The sequence below is a fragment of the Azospirillum thiophilum genome (assembly GCF_001305595.1).
GTDB classification, from domain to species: Bacteria; Pseudomonadota; Alphaproteobacteria; order Azospirillales; family Azospirillaceae; genus Azospirillum; species Azospirillum thiophilum.
On sequence record NZ_CP012401.1, the window covers coordinates 2,895,084 to 2,913,888 of the forward strand.

17 protein-coding genes and 1 riboswitch are annotated in these 18,805 nt (G+C 69.8%); of the genes, 12 read left to right on the forward strand and 5 right to left on the reverse strand.

Translation table 11 applies throughout. The annotated features are described in order from the left end of the window. Positions 1 to 57: 57 nt before the first annotated feature. The gene (locus AL072_RS13400; protein WP_045582138.1) at positions 58 to 360 is read right to left on the reverse strand and encodes an SCP2 sterol-binding domain-containing protein; all 303 of its coding nucleotides are present in this window, start codon (positions 358 to 360) and stop codon (positions 58 to 60) included. 141 nt (positions 361 to 501) lie between these two features. On the opposite strand from AL072_RS13400, the gene AL072_RS13405 reads away from it, so the two are divergent. The 6 genes from AL072_RS13405 (at position 502) to AL072_RS13430 (ending at position 6,396) form a co-directional block, all read left to right on the forward strand. Continuing rightward, on the forward strand, positions 502 to 2,277 hold the full coding sequence (locus AL072_RS13405; RefSeq protein WP_045582137.1) for a long-chain-fatty-acid--CoA ligase: 1,776 nt from the start codon (positions 502 to 504) through the stop codon (positions 2,275 to 2,277). A gap of 114 nt (positions 2,278 to 2,391) precedes the next feature. Then, entirely contained in the window at positions 2,392 to 2,796 is a 405-nt protein-coding gene (locus AL072_RS13410) for a MerR family transcriptional regulator (protein WP_045582136.1), read from the forward strand. A gap of 137 nt (positions 2,797 to 2,933) precedes the next feature. After that, on the forward strand, positions 2,934 to 3,461 hold the full coding sequence (locus AL072_RS13415) for a thioesterase family protein (RefSeq protein WP_045582135.1): 528 nt from the start codon (positions 2,934 to 2,936) through the stop codon (positions 3,459 to 3,461). A 42-nt stretch (positions 3,462 to 3,503) separates the two neighbouring features. Next, complete coding sequence (locus tag AL072_RS13420; protein ID WP_045582134.1) at positions 3,504 to 4,253, forward strand: electron transfer flavoprotein subunit beta/FixA family protein; 750 nt, start codon at positions 3,504 to 3,506, stop codon at positions 4,251 to 4,253. A 199-nt stretch (positions 4,254 to 4,452) separates the two neighbouring features. Further along, positions 4,453 to 5,379 carry an electron transfer flavoprotein subunit alpha/FixB family protein gene (locus tag AL072_RS13425; protein WP_045582133.1) on the forward strand — a complete coding sequence of 309 codons (927 nt, stop codon included), beginning with the start codon at positions 4,453 to 4,455 and terminating at the stop codon, positions 5,377 to 5,379. Positions 5,380 to 5,508: 129 nt separating this feature from the next. Next, on the forward strand, positions 5,509 to 6,396 hold the full coding sequence (locus AL072_RS13430) for a VOC family protein (protein ID WP_045582132.1): 888 nt from the start codon (positions 5,509 to 5,511) through the stop codon (positions 6,394 to 6,396). Between the two features lie 21 nt (positions 6,397 to 6,417). Here AL072_RS13430 and AL072_RS13435 read toward each other — a convergent pair whose 3' ends face one another. Continuing rightward, the gene (locus tag AL072_RS13435) at positions 6,418 to 8,892 is read right to left on the reverse strand and encodes a hybrid sensor histidine kinase/response regulator (protein ID WP_045582131.1); all 2,475 of its coding nucleotides are present in this window, start codon (positions 8,890 to 8,892) and stop codon (positions 6,418 to 6,420) included. Positions 8,893 to 9,146: 254 nt separating this feature from the next. Here AL072_RS13435 and murJ point away from each other — a divergent pair, with 254 nt between their 5' ends. The 3 genes from murJ (at position 9,147) to AL072_RS13450 (ending at position 12,780) form a co-directional block, all read left to right on the forward strand. Further along, positions 9,147 to 10,724, forward strand: coding sequence for a murein biosynthesis integral membrane protein MurJ (gene murJ / locus AL072_RS13440; RefSeq protein WP_045582130.1), 1,578 nt, complete (start codon positions 9,147 to 9,149; stop codon positions 10,722 to 10,724). A 45-nt stretch (positions 10,725 to 10,769) separates the two neighbouring features. Continuing rightward, positions 10,770 to 10,849: riboswitch (SAM riboswitch) on the forward strand. A gap of 80 nt (positions 10,850 to 10,929) precedes the next feature. Continuing rightward, positions 10,930 to 12,138: an O-succinylhomoserine sulfhydrylase gene (gene metZ / locus AL072_RS13445; RefSeq protein WP_045582129.1), complete on the forward strand. Its 1,209-nt coding sequence runs from the start codon at positions 10,930 to 10,932 to the stop codon at positions 12,136 to 12,138. 126 nt (positions 12,139 to 12,264) lie between these two features. Further along, positions 12,265 to 12,780 carry a phasin family protein gene (locus AL072_RS13450; RefSeq protein WP_045582128.1) on the forward strand — a complete coding sequence of 172 codons (516 nt, stop codon included), beginning with the start codon at positions 12,265 to 12,267 and terminating at the stop codon, positions 12,778 to 12,780. Between the two features lie 23 nt (positions 12,781 to 12,803). On the opposite strand, the gene AL072_RS13455 is transcribed toward AL072_RS13450, so the two are convergent. After that, positions 12,804 to 13,751 carry a cation diffusion facilitator family transporter gene (locus tag AL072_RS13455; protein ID WP_045582127.1) on the reverse strand — a complete coding sequence of 316 codons (948 nt, stop codon included), beginning with the start codon at positions 13,749 to 13,751 and terminating at the stop codon, positions 12,804 to 12,806. A gap of 200 nt (positions 13,752 to 13,951) precedes the next feature. Here AL072_RS13455 and AL072_RS13460 point away from each other — a divergent pair, with 200 nt between their 5' ends. Then, positions 13,952 to 14,371 carry an OsmC family protein gene (locus tag AL072_RS13460; protein WP_045582679.1) on the forward strand — a complete coding sequence of 140 codons (420 nt, stop codon included), beginning with the start codon at positions 13,952 to 13,954 and terminating at the stop codon, positions 14,369 to 14,371. A 120-nt stretch (positions 14,372 to 14,491) separates the two neighbouring features. Beyond that, positions 14,492 to 16,615: a YjbH domain-containing protein gene (locus AL072_RS13465; RefSeq protein ID WP_144428212.1), complete on the forward strand. Its 2,124-nt coding sequence runs from the start codon at positions 14,492 to 14,494 to the stop codon at positions 16,613 to 16,615. A gap of 11 nt (positions 16,616 to 16,626) precedes the next feature. Here AL072_RS13465 and AL072_RS13470 read toward each other — a convergent pair whose 3' ends face one another. Continuing rightward, the gene (locus AL072_RS13470) at positions 16,627 to 17,031 is read right to left on the reverse strand and encodes a PepSY domain-containing protein (protein ID WP_045582125.1); all 405 of its coding nucleotides are present in this window, start codon (positions 17,029 to 17,031) and stop codon (positions 16,627 to 16,629) included. Positions 17,032 to 17,396: 365 nt separating this feature from the next. Here AL072_RS13470 and AL072_RS33415 point away from each other — a divergent pair, with 365 nt between their 5' ends. Beyond that, complete coding sequence (locus AL072_RS33415) at positions 17,397 to 17,561, forward strand: DUF1328 domain-containing protein (protein ID WP_045582124.1); 165 nt, start codon at positions 17,397 to 17,399, stop codon at positions 17,559 to 17,561. Between the two features lie 288 nt (positions 17,562 to 17,849). Here AL072_RS33415 and AL072_RS35605 read toward each other — a convergent pair whose 3' ends face one another. After that, positions 17,850 to 18,683: an RNA polymerase sigma factor gene (locus tag AL072_RS35605; protein WP_245636693.1), complete on the reverse strand. Its 834-nt coding sequence runs from the start codon at positions 18,681 to 18,683 to the stop codon at positions 17,850 to 17,852. Between the last annotated feature and the right edge of the window lie 122 nt (positions 18,684 to 18,805).

Below are 18,805 nucleotides of genomic sequence, written 5' to 3' on the forward strand. Positions count from 1 at the left end.
GTTTCCTCCCGGTTCGGTGTGCCGGCTTCGGGTCGGTCTGCGGCTCTTGCCGGCCGCTCAGTCGTCCAGCAACTGGGCCAGCTTCATCGCCACGCCCATCGAGCCCTCGACCTTCAACTTGCCCATGGTGAAGGCCAGCATCGGGTTCAGCTTGCCCTTGATCAACTTCGACAGGTTTTCCGGCGAGATGCGAATGGTGCAGTCGGCTTCCGCGTCCTCTCGGCTGATGTCGATCGGATTGGCGCGGGCATCGACCCGGATCACCTCGCCTTCCTTGCCCAGCAGGAAGCGGACGGAGGCGTTCAGTCCCCGCAGGTCCGCGCTGCGGCTGCGCATTTCCTGGAGAATGTCGTCGACCATGAAAGCGGAACCTCATGATTGTTCGTAGGACCGGCTTGACAGTAGGCGCACATTACGTTTACGTCAACGTCATAACGAAAGCGTTTCAGACGCCGGCCGACAGGTGATCCGGAACGCGCCACCGCCGAGGGGAGCGAATCCATGCCCGAGCCACTTGCGCAGAGCGCCAACCCGCACACCGCCGACACCCGGCCGGCCGATACCGGTCCTGATCATCCCTGGCCCGATCATCCTTGGCTGGCCCATTATCCGGCCGGCATCGCCTGGGACCAGTCCTTCGCGCCGATGCCGCTGCACATGCTGTTCGAGGAAGCGGCGGGCCGCCATGCCAACCGCCCCTGCCTGGACTTCCTGGGCCGCCGCTACAGCTATGCCGAGGTGCTGGATCTGGTGAACCGCGCCGCCCGCGGCTTCCAGGATCTGGGGGTCGGGCCGGGGGTTCGGGTCGGCCTGTGCCTGCCCAACTGCCCGACCTACGTCATCTCCTATTTTGCGGTGCTGAAGGCCGGCGGCACCGTCGTCAACTACAACCCGCTCTATGTCGAGCGCGAGTTGGAGCACCAGATCACCGACTCGCAGACCGAGATCATGGTGACGCTGGACCTGAAGCAGATCTACCCGCGCGTCGCCGCGATGCTGGACCGCACGCCGCTGAAACGCATTGTCGTCTGCCGGATGCCGACCATCCTGCCGGCAGTGAAGGGCGCGCTGTTCCGCGTCCTGAAGCGCAGCGAGATCGCGGAGGTGCCGCGCGACGGCCGGCATATCGATTTCGACGGCCTGCTGACCAACGGCGGCGGCCTGCGCCCGGTGCGCATCGACGGGCTGCGCGATGTGGCGGTGCTGCAATACACCGGCGGCACCACGGGCGTGCCCAAGGGCGCCATGCTGACCCACCACAACCTGCTGTCCAATGCCCGGCAGGTGCTGGCCTGGTTCCCCGACGTGGCGCTGGGACAGGAACGGGTACTGGCGGTGCTGCCCTTCTTCCATGTCTTCGCCATGACGGTGGTGCTGAACATGGGGCTGGCCTGCGGCGCCGAACTGGTCATGCTGCCGCGCTTCGACACCGAACAGGTGCTGAAGACCATCGCCAGGCGCAAGCCGACGCTCGTCCCCGGCGTGCCGACCATGTACAAGGCGCTGCTGGGCCATCCGCGGGCCGCGCGCTATCCGATGACCTCGATCCGCTATTGCATCAGCGGCGGTGCGCCGCTGCCGACCGAGCTGAAACGCCAGTTCGAGACGGCGACCGGCTGCGTGCTGATCGAGGGGTACGGCCTGTCGGAAGCCTCGCCGGTCTGCGCCGCCAACCCGCTGAACGGGGTCAACAAGGAAGGCTCCATCGGCCTGCCGCTGCCCGGCATCGCCATCGAGATCCGCGACCTGGAGGTTCCGTCGCGCAAGCTCGGCATCGGCGCCAAGGGACAGGTCGCGGTCTCCGGCCCCAACGTCATGGCCGGCTATTGGGGCCGGGCGGAGGAAAGCGACCGCACGGTGGTCGACGGCTTCCTGCTGACCGGCGACGTCGGCACGATGGACGGGGACGGCTACGTCTTCCTGCTCGACCGGCTGAAGGATCTGATCATCTGCAGCGGCTACAACGTCTATCCCCGCGTGATCGAGGAGGCGATCTACCAGCATCCGGACGTGGTCGCGGTCTGCGTCATCGGCCTGCCCGACGATTACCGCGGCCAGACGCCGAAGGCCTTCGTGCAGGCGAAGCCGGGCTCCTCCCTGTCGGTGGAGGCGTTGCGCGATTTCCTGCGCGACAAGATTTCCCGCATCGAGATGCCGACGGCCATCGAGTTCCGCGAGGAGCTTCCCAAGACGGCCGTCGGCAAGCTGTCGAAGAAGGAACTGGTGGCCGAGGCACAGCGGGCGCTGGCGCAGGATGGCGCCTCGAAGGGAGGGTGACCCGGTGTCACGCCATCCCGCCGGACCTAAGGGGAAGCCTTATCACGCCACGGCAGCTGTGCTACCAAACGGCAGGCGCATTGTGCCGGACGCGAACAAAAGGTTCTCCCAGGGATGGAACAGCTCTACACGGTCAACCAGCTTGCGGAAGAGCTGGGCATCACCCCGCGGGCCCTGCGCTTCTACGAGGTCAAGGGGCTCCTGGCGCCCAACCGCGTCGGCAACAACCGGGTCTACACCAAGCGCGACCGTGCGCGGCTGAAGCTGATCCTGCGCGGCAAGCGGCTGGGATTCTCGCTGGCGGAAATCCGCGAATATCTCGACCTCTACACCGTGAATGGCGGGGTCGAGCAGCAGCGGAACCTGTTGAAGCGGGTGCAGAAGCGGCTGAAGGACCTCGCCCAGCAGCGCGAAGACCTGGAGGCCACCGTGCATGAACTGCGCGAGATAGAGGACCAGGTCACCAACACCCTGGCCGGGCTGAAGACGGCCGCCGCCGACACCAACAAGGACAGCTGACCGGCCCGCCCCTTCGCGCTCCGGCCGGCCGCAATCGAGGATCGGAGCATGAGGGGACCAGGACATCAGCCGCCGCACGCGGCATCCGGTGCCATCCGGGCGGCCGGTGGAGCGACCGGTGGAGCGGGGGTACGGGCATGACCCTGATCTTCCGCCTGCTGGCGGTGATGACCGCCGCCATCTTCGCCGCGCTGCGCGGCCGCCGCACCGGGCTTCTCGCGCCCTCGACCCTGCGCTTCCGGGTCTGGCCGACCGATCTCGACATCAATCTGCACATGACCAACGCGCGCTATTTCAGCGTGATGGATCTGGGCCGGACCGACCTGATGATCCGCGTCGGACTGGGGCCGGCGATCCTGCACAACCGCTGGCAGCCGGTGCTCGGCGGCGCCACCATCCGCTACCGCCGCCCGCTGCCGCCGTTCCGGCGCTTCACCCTGGTCAGCCGGGTGCTGTGCTGGGACGAGAAATACATCTTCATCGAACACCGCATGGAAACACGGAGTGGGCTGGCGGCGCTGGCGGTCGTCCAGGGCGCCTTCGTCGGCAGCACGGGGGTCGTCGCTCCGGCCGAGGTGCTGGCCGCGCTGGGCACCGCCACCGCCTCCCCGCCCATTCCCGATGCGGTCGCGGCCCTGCGCGGGCAAAGCCCGGCCGCCGCCTGAAGGGGCGGGAATAAAACACCATTCCAGAGGAGAAACGCCGTCATGAAGCTGCTGGTGCCCGTCAAGCGGGTCGTCGACTACAACGTGAAGATCCGCGTGAAGGCGGATGGCAGCGGCGTCGAGACCGCCAACGTGAAGATGAGCATGAACCCCTTCGACGAGATCGCCGTCGAAGAGGCGGTGCGGCTGAAAGAGGCCGGCACGGCGACCGAGATCGTCGTGGTGTCGGTCGGCACGGCCCAGGCCCAGGAGACCCTGCGCACCGCGCTGGCCATGGGTGCAGACCGCGCCATCCTGGTGCAGACCGACATGGCGACCGAACCGCTGGCGGTCGCCAAGCTGCTGAAGGCGCTGGTGGAGAAGGAAGCGCCGGGGTTGGTGATCCTCGGCAAGCAGGCGATCGACGACGACTGCAACCAGACCGGCCAGATGCTGGCGGCGCTGCTCGGCTGGGGCCAGGGCACCTTCGCCTCGAAGATCGTCGCTGGTGAGGGCACGGTCGCGGTGACGCGCGAGATCGACGGCGGGCTGGAGGTCGTGTCGCTCACGCTGCCGGCGGTGGTCACCGCCGATCTGCGCCTCAACGAGCCGCGCTACGCCTCGCTGCCCAACATCATGAAGGCGAAGAAGAAGCCGCTGGAGACGGTCACGCCCGACGCGCTCGGCGTCGACGTGACGCCGCGGCTGACGACCTTGAAGGTGGTCGAGCCGCCCAAGCGCAAGGCCGGCGTCAAGGTGGCCGACGTCGCCGCCTTGGTCGACAAGCTGAAGACCGAAGCGCGCGTGATCTGAGGGGAGTGGTCGTCCCGTTTGCCCCCTCCCCATCCCTCCCCCGCTCCCGCGGGAGAGGGGGTAGGACGCTTGCCGGCGTGAATTGTTCGCGAAGCGGCGGCAGTCCCCTCTCCCGTGAAACGGGGGAGGGTTAGGGAGGGGGCATCCGCAACCGACACTCCACCACCCGCTAAGCTCCGTTACCAAAGGACCTACCCCCATGCCCATCCTGATCCTCGCCGACCACGACAACGCGACCCTCAAGCCCGCCACCGCCCATGCGGTGACCGCCGCCGCCAAGCTCGGCACCGGCATCCATGTCCTGGTCGCCGGTCGCAACGCCGCGTCCGCCGCCGACGCAGCCTCCAGGCTGGACGGTGTCGCCAAGGTGCTGGTCGCCGACGATGCCGCCTATGAGCACGCCCTTGCCGAACCGCTGGCGGCGCTGCTGGTGTCGCTCGCCCCCGGCTACGGCCATATCCTCGCCGCCGCCACTTCGACGGGCAAGAACGTGCTGCCGCGGGTCGCGGCGCTGCTCGACGTGGCGATGATCTCCGACATCACCGCGGTGGTCTCGGCCGACAGCTTCGAGCGGCCGATCTATGCCGGCAACGCCATCGCCACCGTGCAGTCCGCCGACCCGGTGAAGATCCTCACCGTCCGCACCACCGCCTTCGAGGCGGCAGGCTCCGGCGGAAGCGCCCCGATCGAGCCCGTCGCCGCCGTGGCCGACCCCGGCCTGTCGGGCTTCGTCTCGGCCGAGCTGTCGAAGTCGGAGCGGCCGGAGCTGACCAGCGCGCGCATCATCGTGTCGGGCGGGCGCGGCATGCAGTCGGGCGATAATTTCCCGCTGCTGGAGGCGCTGGCCGACAGGCTGGGCGCCGCGGTGGGTGCAAGCCGTGCCGCCGTCGATGCCGGCTTCGTGCCGAACGACTATCAGGTCGGCCAGACCGGCAAGATCGTGGCGCCGGACCTCTACATCGCCGTCGGCATCTCGGGCGCGATCCAGCATCTGGCCGGCATGAAGGACAGCAAGGTGATCGTCGCCATCAACAAGGACGAGGAGGCGCCGATCTTCCAGGTCGCCGATTACGGCCTCGTCGCCGACCTGTTCAAGGCCGTGCCGGAGTTGCAGCAGGCGCTATGATCCGGGCGGGCCGGACCCGACGATCCCCCATACGATTGGGGCCCAACGGGTCCGGCCGGTTCGGCCTTGCCGCGGCCGGCCGGCTCCTCTATCGCTGACGGCACGACAACCCGACAGCGGCAGGACGCCATGAGCATCGACGGCATCACCGGATTGGACCATCTGGTCATCGCGACCCGCGACCTGGACGCCGCGCGCGACGCCTACGGCCGGCTCGGCTTCACGGTGACGCCACGCGGCCATCACACCCAGCTGAAATCGGCCAACCACACCGTCCTCTTCCCGACCGGCACCTATCTGGAACTGCTGGGCATCGAGGAGCAGCGGCCGGTCAACGCCCATTACAGCGCTTTCCTGCGCCAGCGCGAGGGCATCGCCGCCATAGCCCTGAAGACGCCCGATGCGCGCGCCGCCGCCGGTCCGCTTGCCGCCGCGGGTTTCCCGAGCGCCGAACCGGTCGATTTCGGCCGCCCGGTCGCGCTTCCCGAGGGCACGCGCGACGCCAGCTTCACCATCGCCCAGATCGACCCTGCCGCCACCCCGGCCGGCCGTGTCTTCCTGTGCCAGCACCACACGCCGGAACTGGTCTGGCGGTCGGATGCGATGGAGCACGCCAACGGCGCGACCGGGCTGGAAGCGCTGGTGGTCGCCGCCGCCGACCCGGACGCGGTTGCCGCGGCCTTCGCCCGCCTGCTGGGCGGCACGGTGAGCGACCGCGGCGCCGCCCGTGTGGTGGAGCCGGCACAGCCGGGCAATGGTCAGGTTCCCGTGCTGGTCGCCACCCCCGACCGGCTGCATTGGGCCTGGACCGCCGATCCGGCCTTCGCCACCCCGCCGCCCTTCGTCGCCGGCTTCGTGGTGCGCGTCGCCGACCCGGTCCGCACGCAGCAGGCCCTGCAGAAGAGCAAGTTCCCGACCGTGGTCGGCAACGGCGTGCTGCGGGTGAATTCGCCCAGCGCCTGCGGCGCGATGATCGCCTTCGCCCAGGATTTCGACCTCGATGCGCTGATCCCCTGACCGCCATGCCACCGGCGGCTGTCATGCAACCGTCTGGCGGTCACGCGCCGCCGGCTCCAGCGCCTCGGCCACGGCACGGCGCAGGTCGGCGGCGATGACCGGCTTGTGCATGACCCGGAAGTTGCCGGCTTCGGCCTCCAGCGCGCGGGCGGGGGCGGTGTCGCCGGTCACAAGGATGCCCGGCAGGATGCGGCCCAGCGCCAGCCGGACCTCCCGGATCGCCTCCGTCCCGGTCCGGCTCTCGCGCAGGCGGTAGTCGGCGACGATCAGGTCCGGCGCGGGCCCGCGGTGGGCGAGGTCGAGCGCCTCGGCGCAGGATTCCGCGGCCAGCACCGTGTAGCCCCATTCGACCAGCATGGCCCGCAGCCCCTCGCGGACGATCCCGTCATCCTCGATCACCAGAACCGTGGTGGCGAAGGCCGGACGCGGGGCCGCGGCCTGCACCACGGCCTTCACCGCCGGCGGCGGGGCCAGCGGCACCTCCACCGAAAAGACCGAGCCATGACCAGGGATGGAGCGCACCGTCACCGGATGGCCGAGCATCACCGACAGCCGTCGCACCACCGCCAGCCCGAGCCCAAGCCCCTGGTCGCGGTTGCGGCTGGCGTTGCCGACCTGGACGAACTCCTGGAAGATGTCCTCCTGCTGGTCGGCTGGGATGCCGATGCCGGTGTCCCACACCTCGATCCGCAGGGTTCCGCCGCGGCGGCGGCAACCGATCAGGATGCGCCCCCTGTCGGTGTAGCGCAGCGCGTTCTCCACCAGATTCTGCAGGATGCGGCCAAGCAGCATCGGGTCGCTGCGCACATGGGCGCGGCAGGGCACGATGTGCAGCAGCAGCCCCTTCTGGATGGCGACCGGCCGGCTGTTGGCGGCGACGCGCTCCATCACCTCGGTCAGGGCGAAGACCTCCATCTCCGGCACGACGGCGCCGGCCTCCAGCCGGGACACGTCGAGCAGCCCGTCGAGGAGCATCTTCAAGGCACCCAGCGCCCGGTCCATGGTGCCCAGCACGTTGCGCGTCATCCCGTCGCTGACCCGGCTGGACAGCACCTCCATCAGCAGCATCAGCGACTGCACCGGCTGGCGCAGGTCGTGGCTGGCGGCCGCCAGGAACTTCGACTTGGCGATATTGGCGCGGTCGGCCTCCCGCCGGGCCTCGGTCAGGGCGGACTGGGCGCGCTTGTGCTCGGAGATGTCGCGGACGGTGGCGATCAGGCTGACCAGCCGGTTGTCGTGGTCGCGCACCGGCGAGGCGCTCAATTCCAGGCAGCGCCCCCCCTCCGGTCCCTCGCCGGCCCGGGACAGCTCGACCCGCGCGTCGCGGCCGACGACGATGGCGTCGCGCAACGGCTGCAAGGCCGCCCGGTCCCTGGTCGCCCGTTCCAGCGCGGTCAGGGCGCCGCTGCCCATCAGGGCGGAGGATGGCGTGCCGAGCAGCCGCTCCAGGGCCGGGTTCACATAAACGATCGGCATGCCCGCCTGCGTGGCGTCGGCGACCATGATGCCGTCGTTGCTCCAGCCCAGCGCCCGGTTGCGGACGCGCAAGGCGCGATCGGCATGCCGGCGCCATTGCAGCTCGACGATGAAGGCGATGACGAACAGCAGGATCACCACCGTGGTGGCGACCGCCCAGCCGATGTAGAGGCGCGCATTGTCGCGCCAGGGGCCGAACACCGTCTCGACCGACAGGCCGACGATGGCGACCACAGGATAGTCCGGGGCCGAGCGGTAGGCCAGGATGCGCTCCACCCCGTCCACCGGGCTGCGCATGCGCATGTGGCCGATCGGGCTCTGTTTCAGCGCCTGCCACACCTCGGCATTGGCAAAGCCGCGCCCGGAGGTCGCGAGCGCTCCGACATTGCGGGCGATGACCGTTCCGTCCGGCCGCAGCAAGGTCGCGGAGCCGTCGGGCGGCATCCCCAGCACCCGGTAATAGCGCTGGAAGGCTTCGGCCGGGATATCGGCGACGGCGATGCCGGTGAAGGAGCCGCCCTCGCCCTCCAGCCGCCGCGACACCGGGATCAGCAGATCCTGGGTCTCCGACGAGACATAAGGGACGCCGATCACCAGCCCGCGCGGAGCAGCGTCGCGGGCGATGCGGAACTCGTCCCGGTCGGTGACGGTGCCCTGGAAGGTGGCGCGCCCCGCCCCCATGGTCAGCAGCCCGCCGGAATCATAGACGCGCACGCCGACCACCAGCCCCTCTTCGAAGGCACGGCGGGAATCCAGGCGCATCGCTCGGTTGCGTTCGGTGTTGGCGATCAGGTCGAGCAGCAGGTCGTCGACCCTGCGGAAGGTCGAGATCGCATGCTCCTCCACCAGACGGGCTAGCACGGCGGTCTTCTCATGGGCGGTCAGGTCGAGCAGCCGCTCTTCCCGGTCCAGGCGATCGAGCAGAATCCACCAGAGCGCGGCGATGGCGAGCGCCACCGCCAATGCCGGCAGGACGAGGCGGCCGCCGAACCCGGAAAAAAGCCAAAGCGCCCGCTTCACGTGTTCCCCGAACGCTGTGGATCGTCCGCCTGCCGCATCCGCCGGAGAAAGCCGGACAGGGGGCGGCAGGCGACGCAAGAATGCCGCAACGGCGGTGACGGCGCAAGAACGTTACCGGAAAAGTGGCAGCGCAACAATGTCGCTCCACCCCCGCGCACAACCTGCGCAAATGAATCACGCCGGCGGCATCGCCTTTCGCGGGCAGGTCCAAAAGCCGCCTTTCCGCATGCCCCGGCACCGGCTATACCGCGCCGATGAGCTTTGCCCGCGCCATCGCCACCGTCGGCGGCCTGACCCTGCTTAGCCGGCTGGCCGGTTTCGCCCGCGACATCCTGACCGCGTCGGTGCTGGGCGCCGGCCCGGTCGCCGATGCCTTCTTCGTCGCGCTGAAGCTGCCGAACCTGTTCCGCCGCCTGTTCGCGGAGGGTGCGTTCGGCGTCGCCTTCGTCCCGCTCTTCGCCGCCGAACTCCAAACCCGCGGCCGGACCGCCGCCATCCGCTTCGCGGAAGAGGCGCTGGCCATGCTGATGGCCGTGCTGCTGCCCTTTACCCTGGCCGCGGTCACCGTCATGCCCTGGCTGATGCACGGCCTCGCCCCCGGCTTCGCCGACGAGCCGGCGAAGTTCGCCCTGGCGGTGGACATGGCCCGGCTGACCTTTCCCTATCTGGCGCTGATCTCGCTGGTGGCTCTGCTGGGCGGCGTGCTGAACGCGCTGGACCGCTTCGGCCCCTTCGCCGCCGCCCCCATCGCCTTCAACCTGACGCTGGTCGCGGCATTGCTGACCGCCCCGCGGCTGGGGTTCGAGCCCGGCATCGCCATGGCCGCCGCGGTCACGCTGTCGGGTGCGGTGCAGGTCGGATGGATGGCCTGGGCCTGCCGTGGTGCAGGCGTGGCCCTGCGCCTGCGTGCGCCGCGGATGACCGGCGGCGTGCGGCGGCTGTTCCGGCTGGTCGGGCCGGGCGCGCTGGGGGCCGGCGTCATGCAGGTCAACCTGTTCCTGAACATCGTGCTGGCGTCGCTGCTGCCGTCGGGGGCGGTGTCCTTCCTCTATTACGCCGACCGGCTGAACCAAATGCCGCTCGGCGTCATCGGCATCGCCATCGGAACGGCGCTGCTGCCGGTGCTGGCCCGCCATGCCGCGGCCGGCGACGAGCGGATGGTCCGCCACTATCTGAGCCGCGCCCTGGAGTTCAGCCTGCTGCTCGGCCTGCCCGCCGCCGTCGCGCTGGGGCTTGCCGGGCGGCCCATCGTCGCCGTGCTGTTCGAACGCGGCGCCTTCGGACCGCAGGAGGCGCACGCCACGGCGATGGCGCTGGCCGCCTATGCGGTCGGCATTCCCGCCTATGTGATCGTGAAGTCGCTGAACGCCGCCTTCTTCGCCCGTCACGACACGGTGACGCCGGTGCGCGTCGCCATCATCGTCACGGCGGCGACCGCGGCGCTGGCGCTGGCGCTGATGCCGTGGCTGGGCCATGTCGGCATCGCGCTGTCCACCGGGCTGACCGCCTGGCTGGACGTGGCGCTGCTGGTGGCGGCGATGCGCCGGCGCGGGATGTTCGACCTGGACGAGCGGCTGACGCGCCGCGCCCCGCGCATCGCCGCCGCCGCGGTGGGCATGGGGGCGGCGCTGCTGCTGGGCGACGCGCTGCTGGCCCCCTGGCTGGCCGCGCCCACGACCGCGGTGCGCTTCGCCGCGCTGGCTCTGCTGGTTGCCAGCGGCGCCGCGGCCTTCGGCGCGCTGGCGGTGACGCTGGGCGGAGCCAGCCCGGACGATTTGAAGGCGATGCTGACCCGCCCCCCCTCTCCCGCCGGGGGAGAGAGCGTCCCGTGATGCATGGTTTCCCCCTCTTGACGACGGTCATAGCCGGTCGTACAAGCGGTTCCACGTGGTGATTTGGTCGACCGGCTTGCGGGCCACGTAAAACAACCCGCTAAAAAGGTCCGAGCCGCGTCCGCGCCTCGACCCGAACGGTCGGGGCGTTTTTTGTTTGCGGCCGGCCTCGCCCCACCGGCGTTCATCAGGGGAGAGTTGCGGAATGTCGCGCACCGATCATCGCAATCCGAACGTCGCGGGGCTGCGCCCGCGGTCCAAGCTGGTCCATGGCGGCATCCGCCGCTCGCAGTTCGACGAGACCTGCGAGGCGCTGTACCAGACCTCCGGCTTCGTCTACGGCTCGGCGGAAGAGGCGGAGAACGCCTTCGCCAACGACGGCTCGCGCCATGTCTATTCGCGCTTCCGCAACCCGACCTCGGCGATGTTCGAGGACCGGCTGGCCGAGTATGAGGGCGCCGAATGGGCCTACGCCACCTCCAGCGGCATGGCCGCGGTGCATGGCGCGCTGATGAGCGGCCTGCGCACCGGTGACCGGGTGGTGGCGCCGCGCTCCCTCTTCATCTCCTGCTACTGGATCGTCAAGGAGCTGTGCAGCCGCTTCGGCATCGAGTCGGTGTTCGTCGACGGCACCAACCTTGCGGAGTGGGAAGAGGCGCTGTCCAAGCCGACCAAGGCGGTGTTCCTGGAAACCCCGTCGAACCCCGGCCTGGAGGTGGTCGATCTGGAGGCGGTCTGCGCGCTCGCCCACAAGGCGGGCGCCGTGGTCATTGCCGACAACGCCTTCGCCACCCCGGTCCTCCAGCGCCCGTTCGAGTTCGGCGCCGACGTCGTCATCTATTCGGCGACCAAGCACATCGACGGGCAGGGCCGCTGTCTGGGCGGCGTCATCCTCGCCAAGGACAGGAAATACGGCGCGGACGTCATCCATCCCTTCCTGCGCCACACCGGCCCGACCATCTCCCCCTTCAATGCCTGGCTGCTGCTGAAGGGCATGGAGACGCTGGAACTGCGTGTCCACGCCCAGTCGGCCGCCGCACTGCAGGTCGCCGAGTTCCTGGAAGGCCACCCCAAGGTGGCCGAGGTGCTCTACCCGCTGCTGCCCAGCCATCCGCAGTACGATCTGGTGCGCAAGCAGATGACCGGCGGCGGCAACATGCTGTCGGTCTTCCTGAAGGGCGGCAAGACCGAGGCGTTCAACGCGCTGAACGGCCTGCGGATGGTGATGATCTCCAACAATCTGGGCGATTCGAAGAGCCTGATCACCCACCCCGCCACCACCACCCATTCCAAGCTGACGGACGAGGAAAAGGCCGCCGCCCGGATCGAGCCCGGCCTGCTCCGCCTGTCCGTTGGTCTCGAGGATCCCCAGGACATCATCGAAGATCTCGACCGCGCGCTTGCCGAGGCGTAAAGATCGTACCGGAACCTTATGCTGCAGTGCAGCGTTGAGGCTGACACCACCGCGCCGGCGCCGTCACCCACGGCACCGGCGTCGTCTTCCAGGTTCCGGCAACAAGACGAGAGCGAGGCTACGCCCATGGCATCTTCCAACGCCGGCAACGGCCACCCCACCGACCGGCTTCTTGCGGTGGCGGGCCAGTTCACCAAGACCGGCATGCGCAGCAACGAGATGGGCGTCGCGGCCGCACAGACCATCGGTTATCGCACCGCGATGATGGCGGCCGCCATGTCCAACCCGATCGACTTCGCCAATCCGGAATTCATCCGCATGGGCTCCGAGAAGGTCGAGGCGGCGGTGGAGGCCTTTCACGCGGTCGCCACCGGGATCGGCGAGTTCGGGCAGGCCTGGTTCACCATGGTGACCAAGCAGGCCCAGGCGGCGGCCGTCACCATCGGCGGCCTCGCCGCCTGCAAGAACCCGGTGGAGATCGTCGACGTGCAGCAGCGGCTGCTGGCCGATGCGATGGACGCCGGCATCCATGCCAACCTGCGCCTGATCGAGGCGACGGCCGCCCTGACCGCCGCGGGCCTGAACCCCGCCTACCGCAAGGTCCGCGCCAACGCCCGCCGCCTCGCCCGCGAACAGGCCTGACGCCTTCTGTCAGCTTCGGCCGGTCAGACCACGTCCGCCGGGGCAAGGCGGCAGCAACTGCCGTCATGTTCCACCTGGATGGTGGCGTGGCCGATGCCGAAGCGGTCCTTCAGCGCCGACGCTATCTCCAGCAGCAGCGCGTCGTCCTGGTTCATGCCCGGGCGGACGAGATGGGCGGTCAGCGCGGTTTCGGTCGTGCTGATCGGCCAGATGTGCAGGTCATGCACCGCGGCGACGCCGGGCAGCCCGGCCAGATAGCGCTCCACCCCCGCCGGGTCGATGCCCTCCGGCACCGCGTGCATCGCCAGACGCACCGAATCGCGCAGCAGGCCCCAGGTGCCGGCGACGATCACCAGCGCGATGGCGATGCTGGTCGCCGGATCCAGCCACAGCCAGCCGGTGACGCCGATCGCCAGCGCCGCCACAACCACGCCCAGCGACACCGCGGCGTCGGCCGCCATGTGCAGATAGGCGCCGCGCAGGTTGATGTCGTGCTTCTGCCCGCCCATGAACAGCCAGGCGGTCCATGTGTTGATGACGATGCCGACGACCGCGACCGCCATCACCGTCGATTCCGCCACCGGTTCCGGCGCGGCCAGCCGGTTCGCCGCCTCCATCAGGATGGCGCCGACCGCGATCAGCAGGATCGTCGCGTTCAGAAGAGACGCCAGGATCGAGGCATAGCCGAAGCCGTAGGTGTAGCGCCCCTTCGGCAGCCGGCGCCCCAGCCACACCGCTCCCCAGGCCAGCAGCAGCCCCATCACGTCGCTGAGATTGTGCCCCGCGTCGGCCAGCAGCGCGGTGGAATTGGCGAGCACCCCATAGACCGCCTCCACCACCACGAACCCGATGTTCAGCAGCGCCCCCAGCGCGAAGGAACGGTCGTAGGTGCCGGACGGGTTGGCCGGCCCGTGATGATGCCCCTGATGCGGGCCGTGATGATGGCCATGATGATGATCGCCATGCGGCATGGTGGGCAGCCTCGTCTTCCGAGATCTCGCAGTGCAACGCCCCAAGTCTGGAAGCGCCGCCGCCGCCGGGCAAGCCCCGTCCTATGGTTCGCCGCGCCGCCGCCGCCCTTGCGCCCCTCTTGCGCCCCTCTTGCGCCGATCCGCCGCGGCGCCTAGCTTCGCGCGGTCACTCGCATCAACCGTGAACGAAGGAAATGGTCATGAAGGCGCGCGTCACCTGGGTGGACGGCAAGATGTTCGTCGGCGAATCCGGCAGCGGCCACGCCGTGGTGATGGACGGTGCGCCGGAGGCCGGAGGCCGCAACGCGGGCGTCCGCCCGATGGAGATGCTGCTGATCGGCATGGGCGGCTGCACCTGCTTCGACGTGGTCATGATCCTGGAAAAGGGCCGCCAGCAGATCACCGACTGCGTCGCCGCCATCGAGGCCGAACGGGCGGAGACCGACCCGAAGGTCTTCACCAAGATCCACGTCCATTTCACCGTCACCGGCCGCAAGCTCGACCCGGCCAAGGTGGAGCGCGCCATCGCCCTGTCGGCCGAGAAATACTGCTCCGCCTCGATCATGCTCGGCCAGAGCGCGGCCATCACCCATGATTTCGAGGTCGTCGAGGCGCCGTGACCGGCGCTTCCTGAGGACCGGGCCGGCGCGGGCTTCCGCAACGGATTCTTTTTTTGGTTGCATTTGCGTGCAATGATCGCGAAGGATCGGTCGAAACTTCCGATTCTTCGCGATTGCCGCGTGTATAAGATCGCAGCCCTCGTCCTTCTTGCCGCCGCTCCGGCCCTCGCCGATGACACGCGCTTCAGCCTTTCCGACTGGGGCGGCGTCGGGCTGTTGCAGATGCCGACGGCGCGGATGGCGCCCGACGGATCGATGAGCGGCGGGCTGACCGCGCTCGGTGACCTGCACCGCCACCTCACGGTCTCGGCCCAGGCGCTGCCCTGGCTGGAGGTCACCGCGCGCAACAGCGCCTATCCCGGTTATTACGGCCTGACCGAGCCGGGGCTCGACCTGAAGGTCCGCCTGCGCCGGGAGGGCGAGGATGGCCCGGCGCTGGTGGTCGGCGGACGCGACGTCACCGGGTCGGGGCTGGATCTGCCGGGCAAGGGCCGCTTCGCCGGGGAATATATCGCCCTGTCGCGGCGCTGGTGGGATGTGGACCTGACCATCGGCATGGGATGGGGAACGCTGGGGGAGGCTGGGCACCTGCGCAACCCGCTGCGCTTCCTGGGCGGCCGGTTCCACCGCGACCGCGACCCGTCGGCTTGGCCGACCCGGCGCGGGCCGGGGGCCTGGTTCGGCGGCGAGCGGGTGGCGCTGTTCGGCGGGGCGGAATGGCACATGCCGGCCTTGGGACCGCTGGAGGGTCTGAGCCTCAAGCTGGAATCCTCCGGCGACCGCTTCCGCGCCCAGCGGCAGGACGAGCCAGGGTTCGATCCCGGCAGCCGCTACAGCCTCGGCCTGTCCTGGCGGCCGGTGTCCTGGGCGGATGCCGGGGTCGCCTTTGAACAGGGGCGGCGCGTCATGCTGCGGCTGTCGGTGCGCTTCGACCCGGCCTCCAACGGGTCAGCCTCCGGCCCGGCAGCGGATGCCGGCCGACCGCAACGCCCATCGCCGGCGATCGGGCCGCGACCGTCGGACGGAACGGCATTGCCGGCCGACGCCATCGCGCTGGTGGCACGCACCCGCGGCCTGCCCGCCCGCACCATCCGCGTCGAGGGCGACATGGCGACGCTGTGGCTCGACCCGGCCGGCGCCGGCCCGCTGCCGCTGGCGCGCGAGGTGGGCGATGCGGCCCGGTTGCTGGCCGACCTCGCTCCGCCGCAGGTGGAGCGGCTGCGCATCGTCACCGGCGCCGCCGGGCTGGACGCCGCCGCCGTCACCCTGCAGCGCCGCGACCTGGAGCGCGCCGCCGGCCACCGCGGCAGCGCGGAGGAGATTTGGCGGACCGCGACGCTGGAGCCGTCAGCCGGCCTGCCGCCGGACTGGCGCCCGCGGCTCGACGTCTCGACCCGTCTGGTCGCCGCCGTCGATCTGGCGGAACTGGGAACGGCGCTGGCCCAGCGCAGCTATGCCGACGTGATGCTGCGGGCCGAGCCGCTGCGCGGGCTGGTGCTGGGCGCCGGGCTGCGCGCCGGCACCGCCGACGATACGGGTTTCCTCGACACCAACGCCCTGCCGGCGGCGCAGCCGGTGCGCAGCGACCTGCCGCGCTATGCCGGGCGTCCACTGTCGCTCGACCATGCCTATGCCGCCTGGCTCGCCGCGCCGGCCGACGGGTTGACCACCCGGCTGTCCGCCGGCCTTCCGGAGGAGATGTATGGCGGCGTCGGGGCAGAGGCGCTGTATCAGCCGCTGGCCGCACGCTGGGCACTGGGCCTCGACCTCAACCGGGTGTGGAAGCGGCGGCCGGAGGACGTGTTCGGCATCGGCCGCGGTGATGGGCGCGGCGACGGCCTCAGCACCGGCCATGCCAGCCTCTATTGGGAGGCGCCGGGGGCCGGCACCACGACGGCCCTGCGGCTGGGGCGCTATCTCGGCGGCGACTGGGGCGGGACGGTCGAGGTGATGCGGCGCTTCGACGGCGGGATCGGCCTGACCGCCCACGCCACCTGGACCGAAGGACCGGACGGCGGCCAGAGCCGGTTCGGCGGGCGCATGGACTGGGGCCTGTCGCTGGTGGTCCCGATCGCCGCGTCGGGCTGGCTGCCGGCCGGCGGCACGGTGGAGACCGCGGTCCGCACCCTGGGACGCGACGCCGGGCAGCGCCTGGTGCAGCCCCTGCCCCTCTACGACCTGCGGGTGCCGGGAGGCGTCGGCCGCCTCGCCGGCACATGGTCGCGTCTGTGGGGCAGCGACTGAGGGAGTGACGGTCAACGGCCGGAGATCGGGCCGGACGCCATGCCGGGTGAAGTGGTGGAGTCCCGCGGATCGAGGACCACGGTCGTCCACCGGCCCTGACCATCCATCGCGCTGGCGACATAGCGGTCGCCATCCTTGCGGAAGTCACGGACCGTCACATAGCCCGCGGCGCTGAGCTGGTTCAGCAGCGTGGTCTGCTGCAGTTCCACCGGCTTCTGCCCCGGACCGCGGCGCGCGGCGATGCCGGCATCCTGCCGGTGCCGCGTCTCCGACGAACCCGTCGCTGCCATCGGTGCACCGCCGGTGCTGCCGGAGTGGCCGCCGCTATAGGTCCGGCTGCCCTCGGCCATCGCTGCTGGCGCGGCCAGACCGGCCAGCGATGCGGCGAGCACCGTCAGGCAAAGCATGCTCTTCATGTCCTCATCCTCCTTGCAGCCGCGAGTCCGCCGCCGGGGGCCATCACTGGCGCAGTGACATCGCGATGTCATCGGCCCCTCGAGAGAAGGACAACGCGCCAGCCGGCCGGTTGTTGCAGACATGCCGAATGACCACCGAATGGACATCGTCGAACCCGAATTCGGGAACATCGCGCCCACATCGTTGTTCTGATCTTCGAATGCCGCCGCACCGGCTGTGCTTGCCGTCACCTTGGCCCGACTTGCCGGGGCAGGAGGACGGAGACGACGGAACGGCGGGCACTGCCACAACTGGTCTCATGCGCGACGCCCGGAATCCTGTTCGGATCTTCGGCCGAGCGAGGGGCCGAGCGAGGGAGGGTACGATGCTCTATTGGGCTCTGGTTTTCTTCGTCGTTGCGCTGATTGCCGGCGCGCTCGGGTTCGGCGGGATCGCGTCGGCCAGTTCCGGCATCGCGCAGATCCTGTTCTTCCTGTTCCTGGTGCTGTTCGCCATCAGCCTGATCATGGGTCTGGTCCGACGACGGTAGCCCGGGGCCGCGAGGCCGCGGCACGACCGGGCGGGAACCATCGGCGGACCGCCCGGTTGATTGCAGTATCTCCTTACGTTGCGTCTCTCCTCCCCAGGCGATGGATCCGGCCCGACCGGTCCGGATCCTGCCTGGATTGTCCCCGCCTCCGGCGGCGTCCAGACGGGCGCCGCCATTCTTTTTGCCGGCGTTCCGTCCGGGGATTGCGCTCTCTGCGCGCACAGGAAAACGGGGCGTCCGGCAACCGGACACCCCGTAATTCATGGTCAGGCGAAGGTCCGCCCGCGATCAGGAATCGGCGTCGTCGGCGGGATTCCTGCCCTCCATCAGCAGGCGCAGCGCGCGGCGTCCGCGCGACAGGCGCGACTTCACGGTGCCGATCGAGATGCCGAGGATGTCGGCCGCCTCGTTGTATGAAATCCCTTCCAGCCCGATCAACAGCACCACCTCGCGCTGCTCGTTGGGCAGCAAGGCAAGCGCGCGGCGCAGGTCGCGCAACTCCATCCGCACGAACTGCGATCCCGGAGCGGCCCCGATGGCGGCCTGCGCCTCGGCATCGATGTCGACCACCGGCTGGCGGCGGCGGACGCCGTTGATGTGCAGGTTGCGCAGGATGGTGAACAGCCAGGCCCGCAGATTGGTGCCTGGACGCCAGAGATGCAGGCGCGACAGCGCACGCTCCAGGCATTCCTGCACCAGATCGTCCGCCAGCGTCGCGTCGCGCACCATGGCGCGGGCAAAACGGCGAAGACGCGGGATTTCCTCCTCGATCTGACGGATCACCGCCGGGTCGGGCGGTGCGTTGGGATCGGGACGGAACTCCTCCTCCGCAGGGGCGGCTCCCTCCACAGGGGCGGCGCAACCGTCTGCATCGGTGTCGGCATCGACCGGAATGGCCTCCGCATGAGCGGTCAAATGGGTCTCCGTCTGGGCCTTGGCATCGTGCCCGCCATCGAGAACGGCGTGGCCGCTGCCGGCATCGGTGGTGTTGTGGTCAGAGATGAACGCCGGCGCGCGGTCCGAACGGGTCCGGCCGACGGCCCCGGCGCCGAAGGCTGCCGGCTCGATCCGTGCCGGGCCGCCCATTCGGTGGCTCAAGGTGGTCGCGACGTGGTTCGCCATCGGTGAAACGATGCCTCCTTCAATGCCGTTCGCCGCGGAAACGCAGGCGACCTCATGGTCCCCCGGGCGTTGCCGGGGCCTCCGGCGCAACGGCCCAGAACAAGGAATTTCTTCCAATACCC

Bases quoted from the DNA above. Each gene is read 5' to 3' on its own strand.
- AL072_RS13400 (WP_045582138.1), bottom strand. From the start codon at position 360: ATGGTCGACGACATTCTCCAGGAAATGCGCAGCCGCAGCGCGGACCTG.
- AL072_RS13405 (WP_045582137.1), top strand. From the start codon at position 502: ATGCCCGAGCCACTTGCGCAGAGCGCCAACCCGCACACCGCCGACACC.
- AL072_RS13410 (WP_045582136.1), top strand. From the start codon at position 2,392: ATGGAACAGCTCTACACGGTCAACCAGCTTGCGGAAGAGCTGGGCATC.
- AL072_RS13415 (WP_045582135.1), top strand. From the start codon at position 2,934: ATGACCCTGATCTTCCGCCTGCTGGCGGTGATGACCGCCGCCATCTTC.
- AL072_RS13420 (WP_045582134.1), top strand. From the start codon at position 3,504: ATGAAGCTGCTGGTGCCCGTCAAGCGGGTCGTCGACTACAACGTGAAG.
- AL072_RS13425 (WP_045582133.1), top strand. From the start codon at position 4,453: ATGCCCATCCTGATCCTCGCCGACCACGACAACGCGACCCTCAAGCCC.
- AL072_RS13430 (WP_045582132.1), top strand. From the start codon at position 5,509: ATGAGCATCGACGGCATCACCGGATTGGACCATCTGGTCATCGCGACC.
- murJ (WP_045582130.1), top strand. From the start codon at position 9,147: ATGAGCTTTGCCCGCGCCATCGCCACCGTCGGCGGCCTGACCCTGCTT.
- metZ (WP_045582129.1), top strand. From the start codon at position 10,930: ATGTCGCGCACCGATCATCGCAATCCGAACGTCGCGGGGCTGCGCCCG.
- AL072_RS13450 (WP_045582128.1), top strand. From the start codon at position 12,265: ATGGCATCTTCCAACGCCGGCAACGGCCACCCCACCGACCGGCTTCTT.
- AL072_RS13455 (WP_045582127.1), bottom strand. From the start codon at position 13,751: ATGCCGCATGGCGATCATCATCATGGCCATCATCACGGCCCGCATCAG.
- AL072_RS13460 (WP_045582679.1), top strand. From the start codon at position 13,952: ATGAAGGCGCGCGTCACCTGGGTGGACGGCAAGATGTTCGTCGGCGAA.
- AL072_RS13470 (WP_045582125.1), bottom strand. From the start codon at position 17,031: ATGAAGAGCATGCTTTGCCTGACGGTGCTCGCCGCATCGCTGGCCGGT.
- AL072_RS33415 (WP_045582124.1), top strand. From the start codon at position 17,397: ATGCTCTATTGGGCTCTGGTTTTCTTCGTCGTTGCGCTGATTGCCGGC.
- AL072_RS35605 (WP_245636693.1), bottom strand. From the start codon at position 18,683: ATGGCGAACCACGTCGCGACCACCTTGAGCCACCGAATGGGCGGCCCG.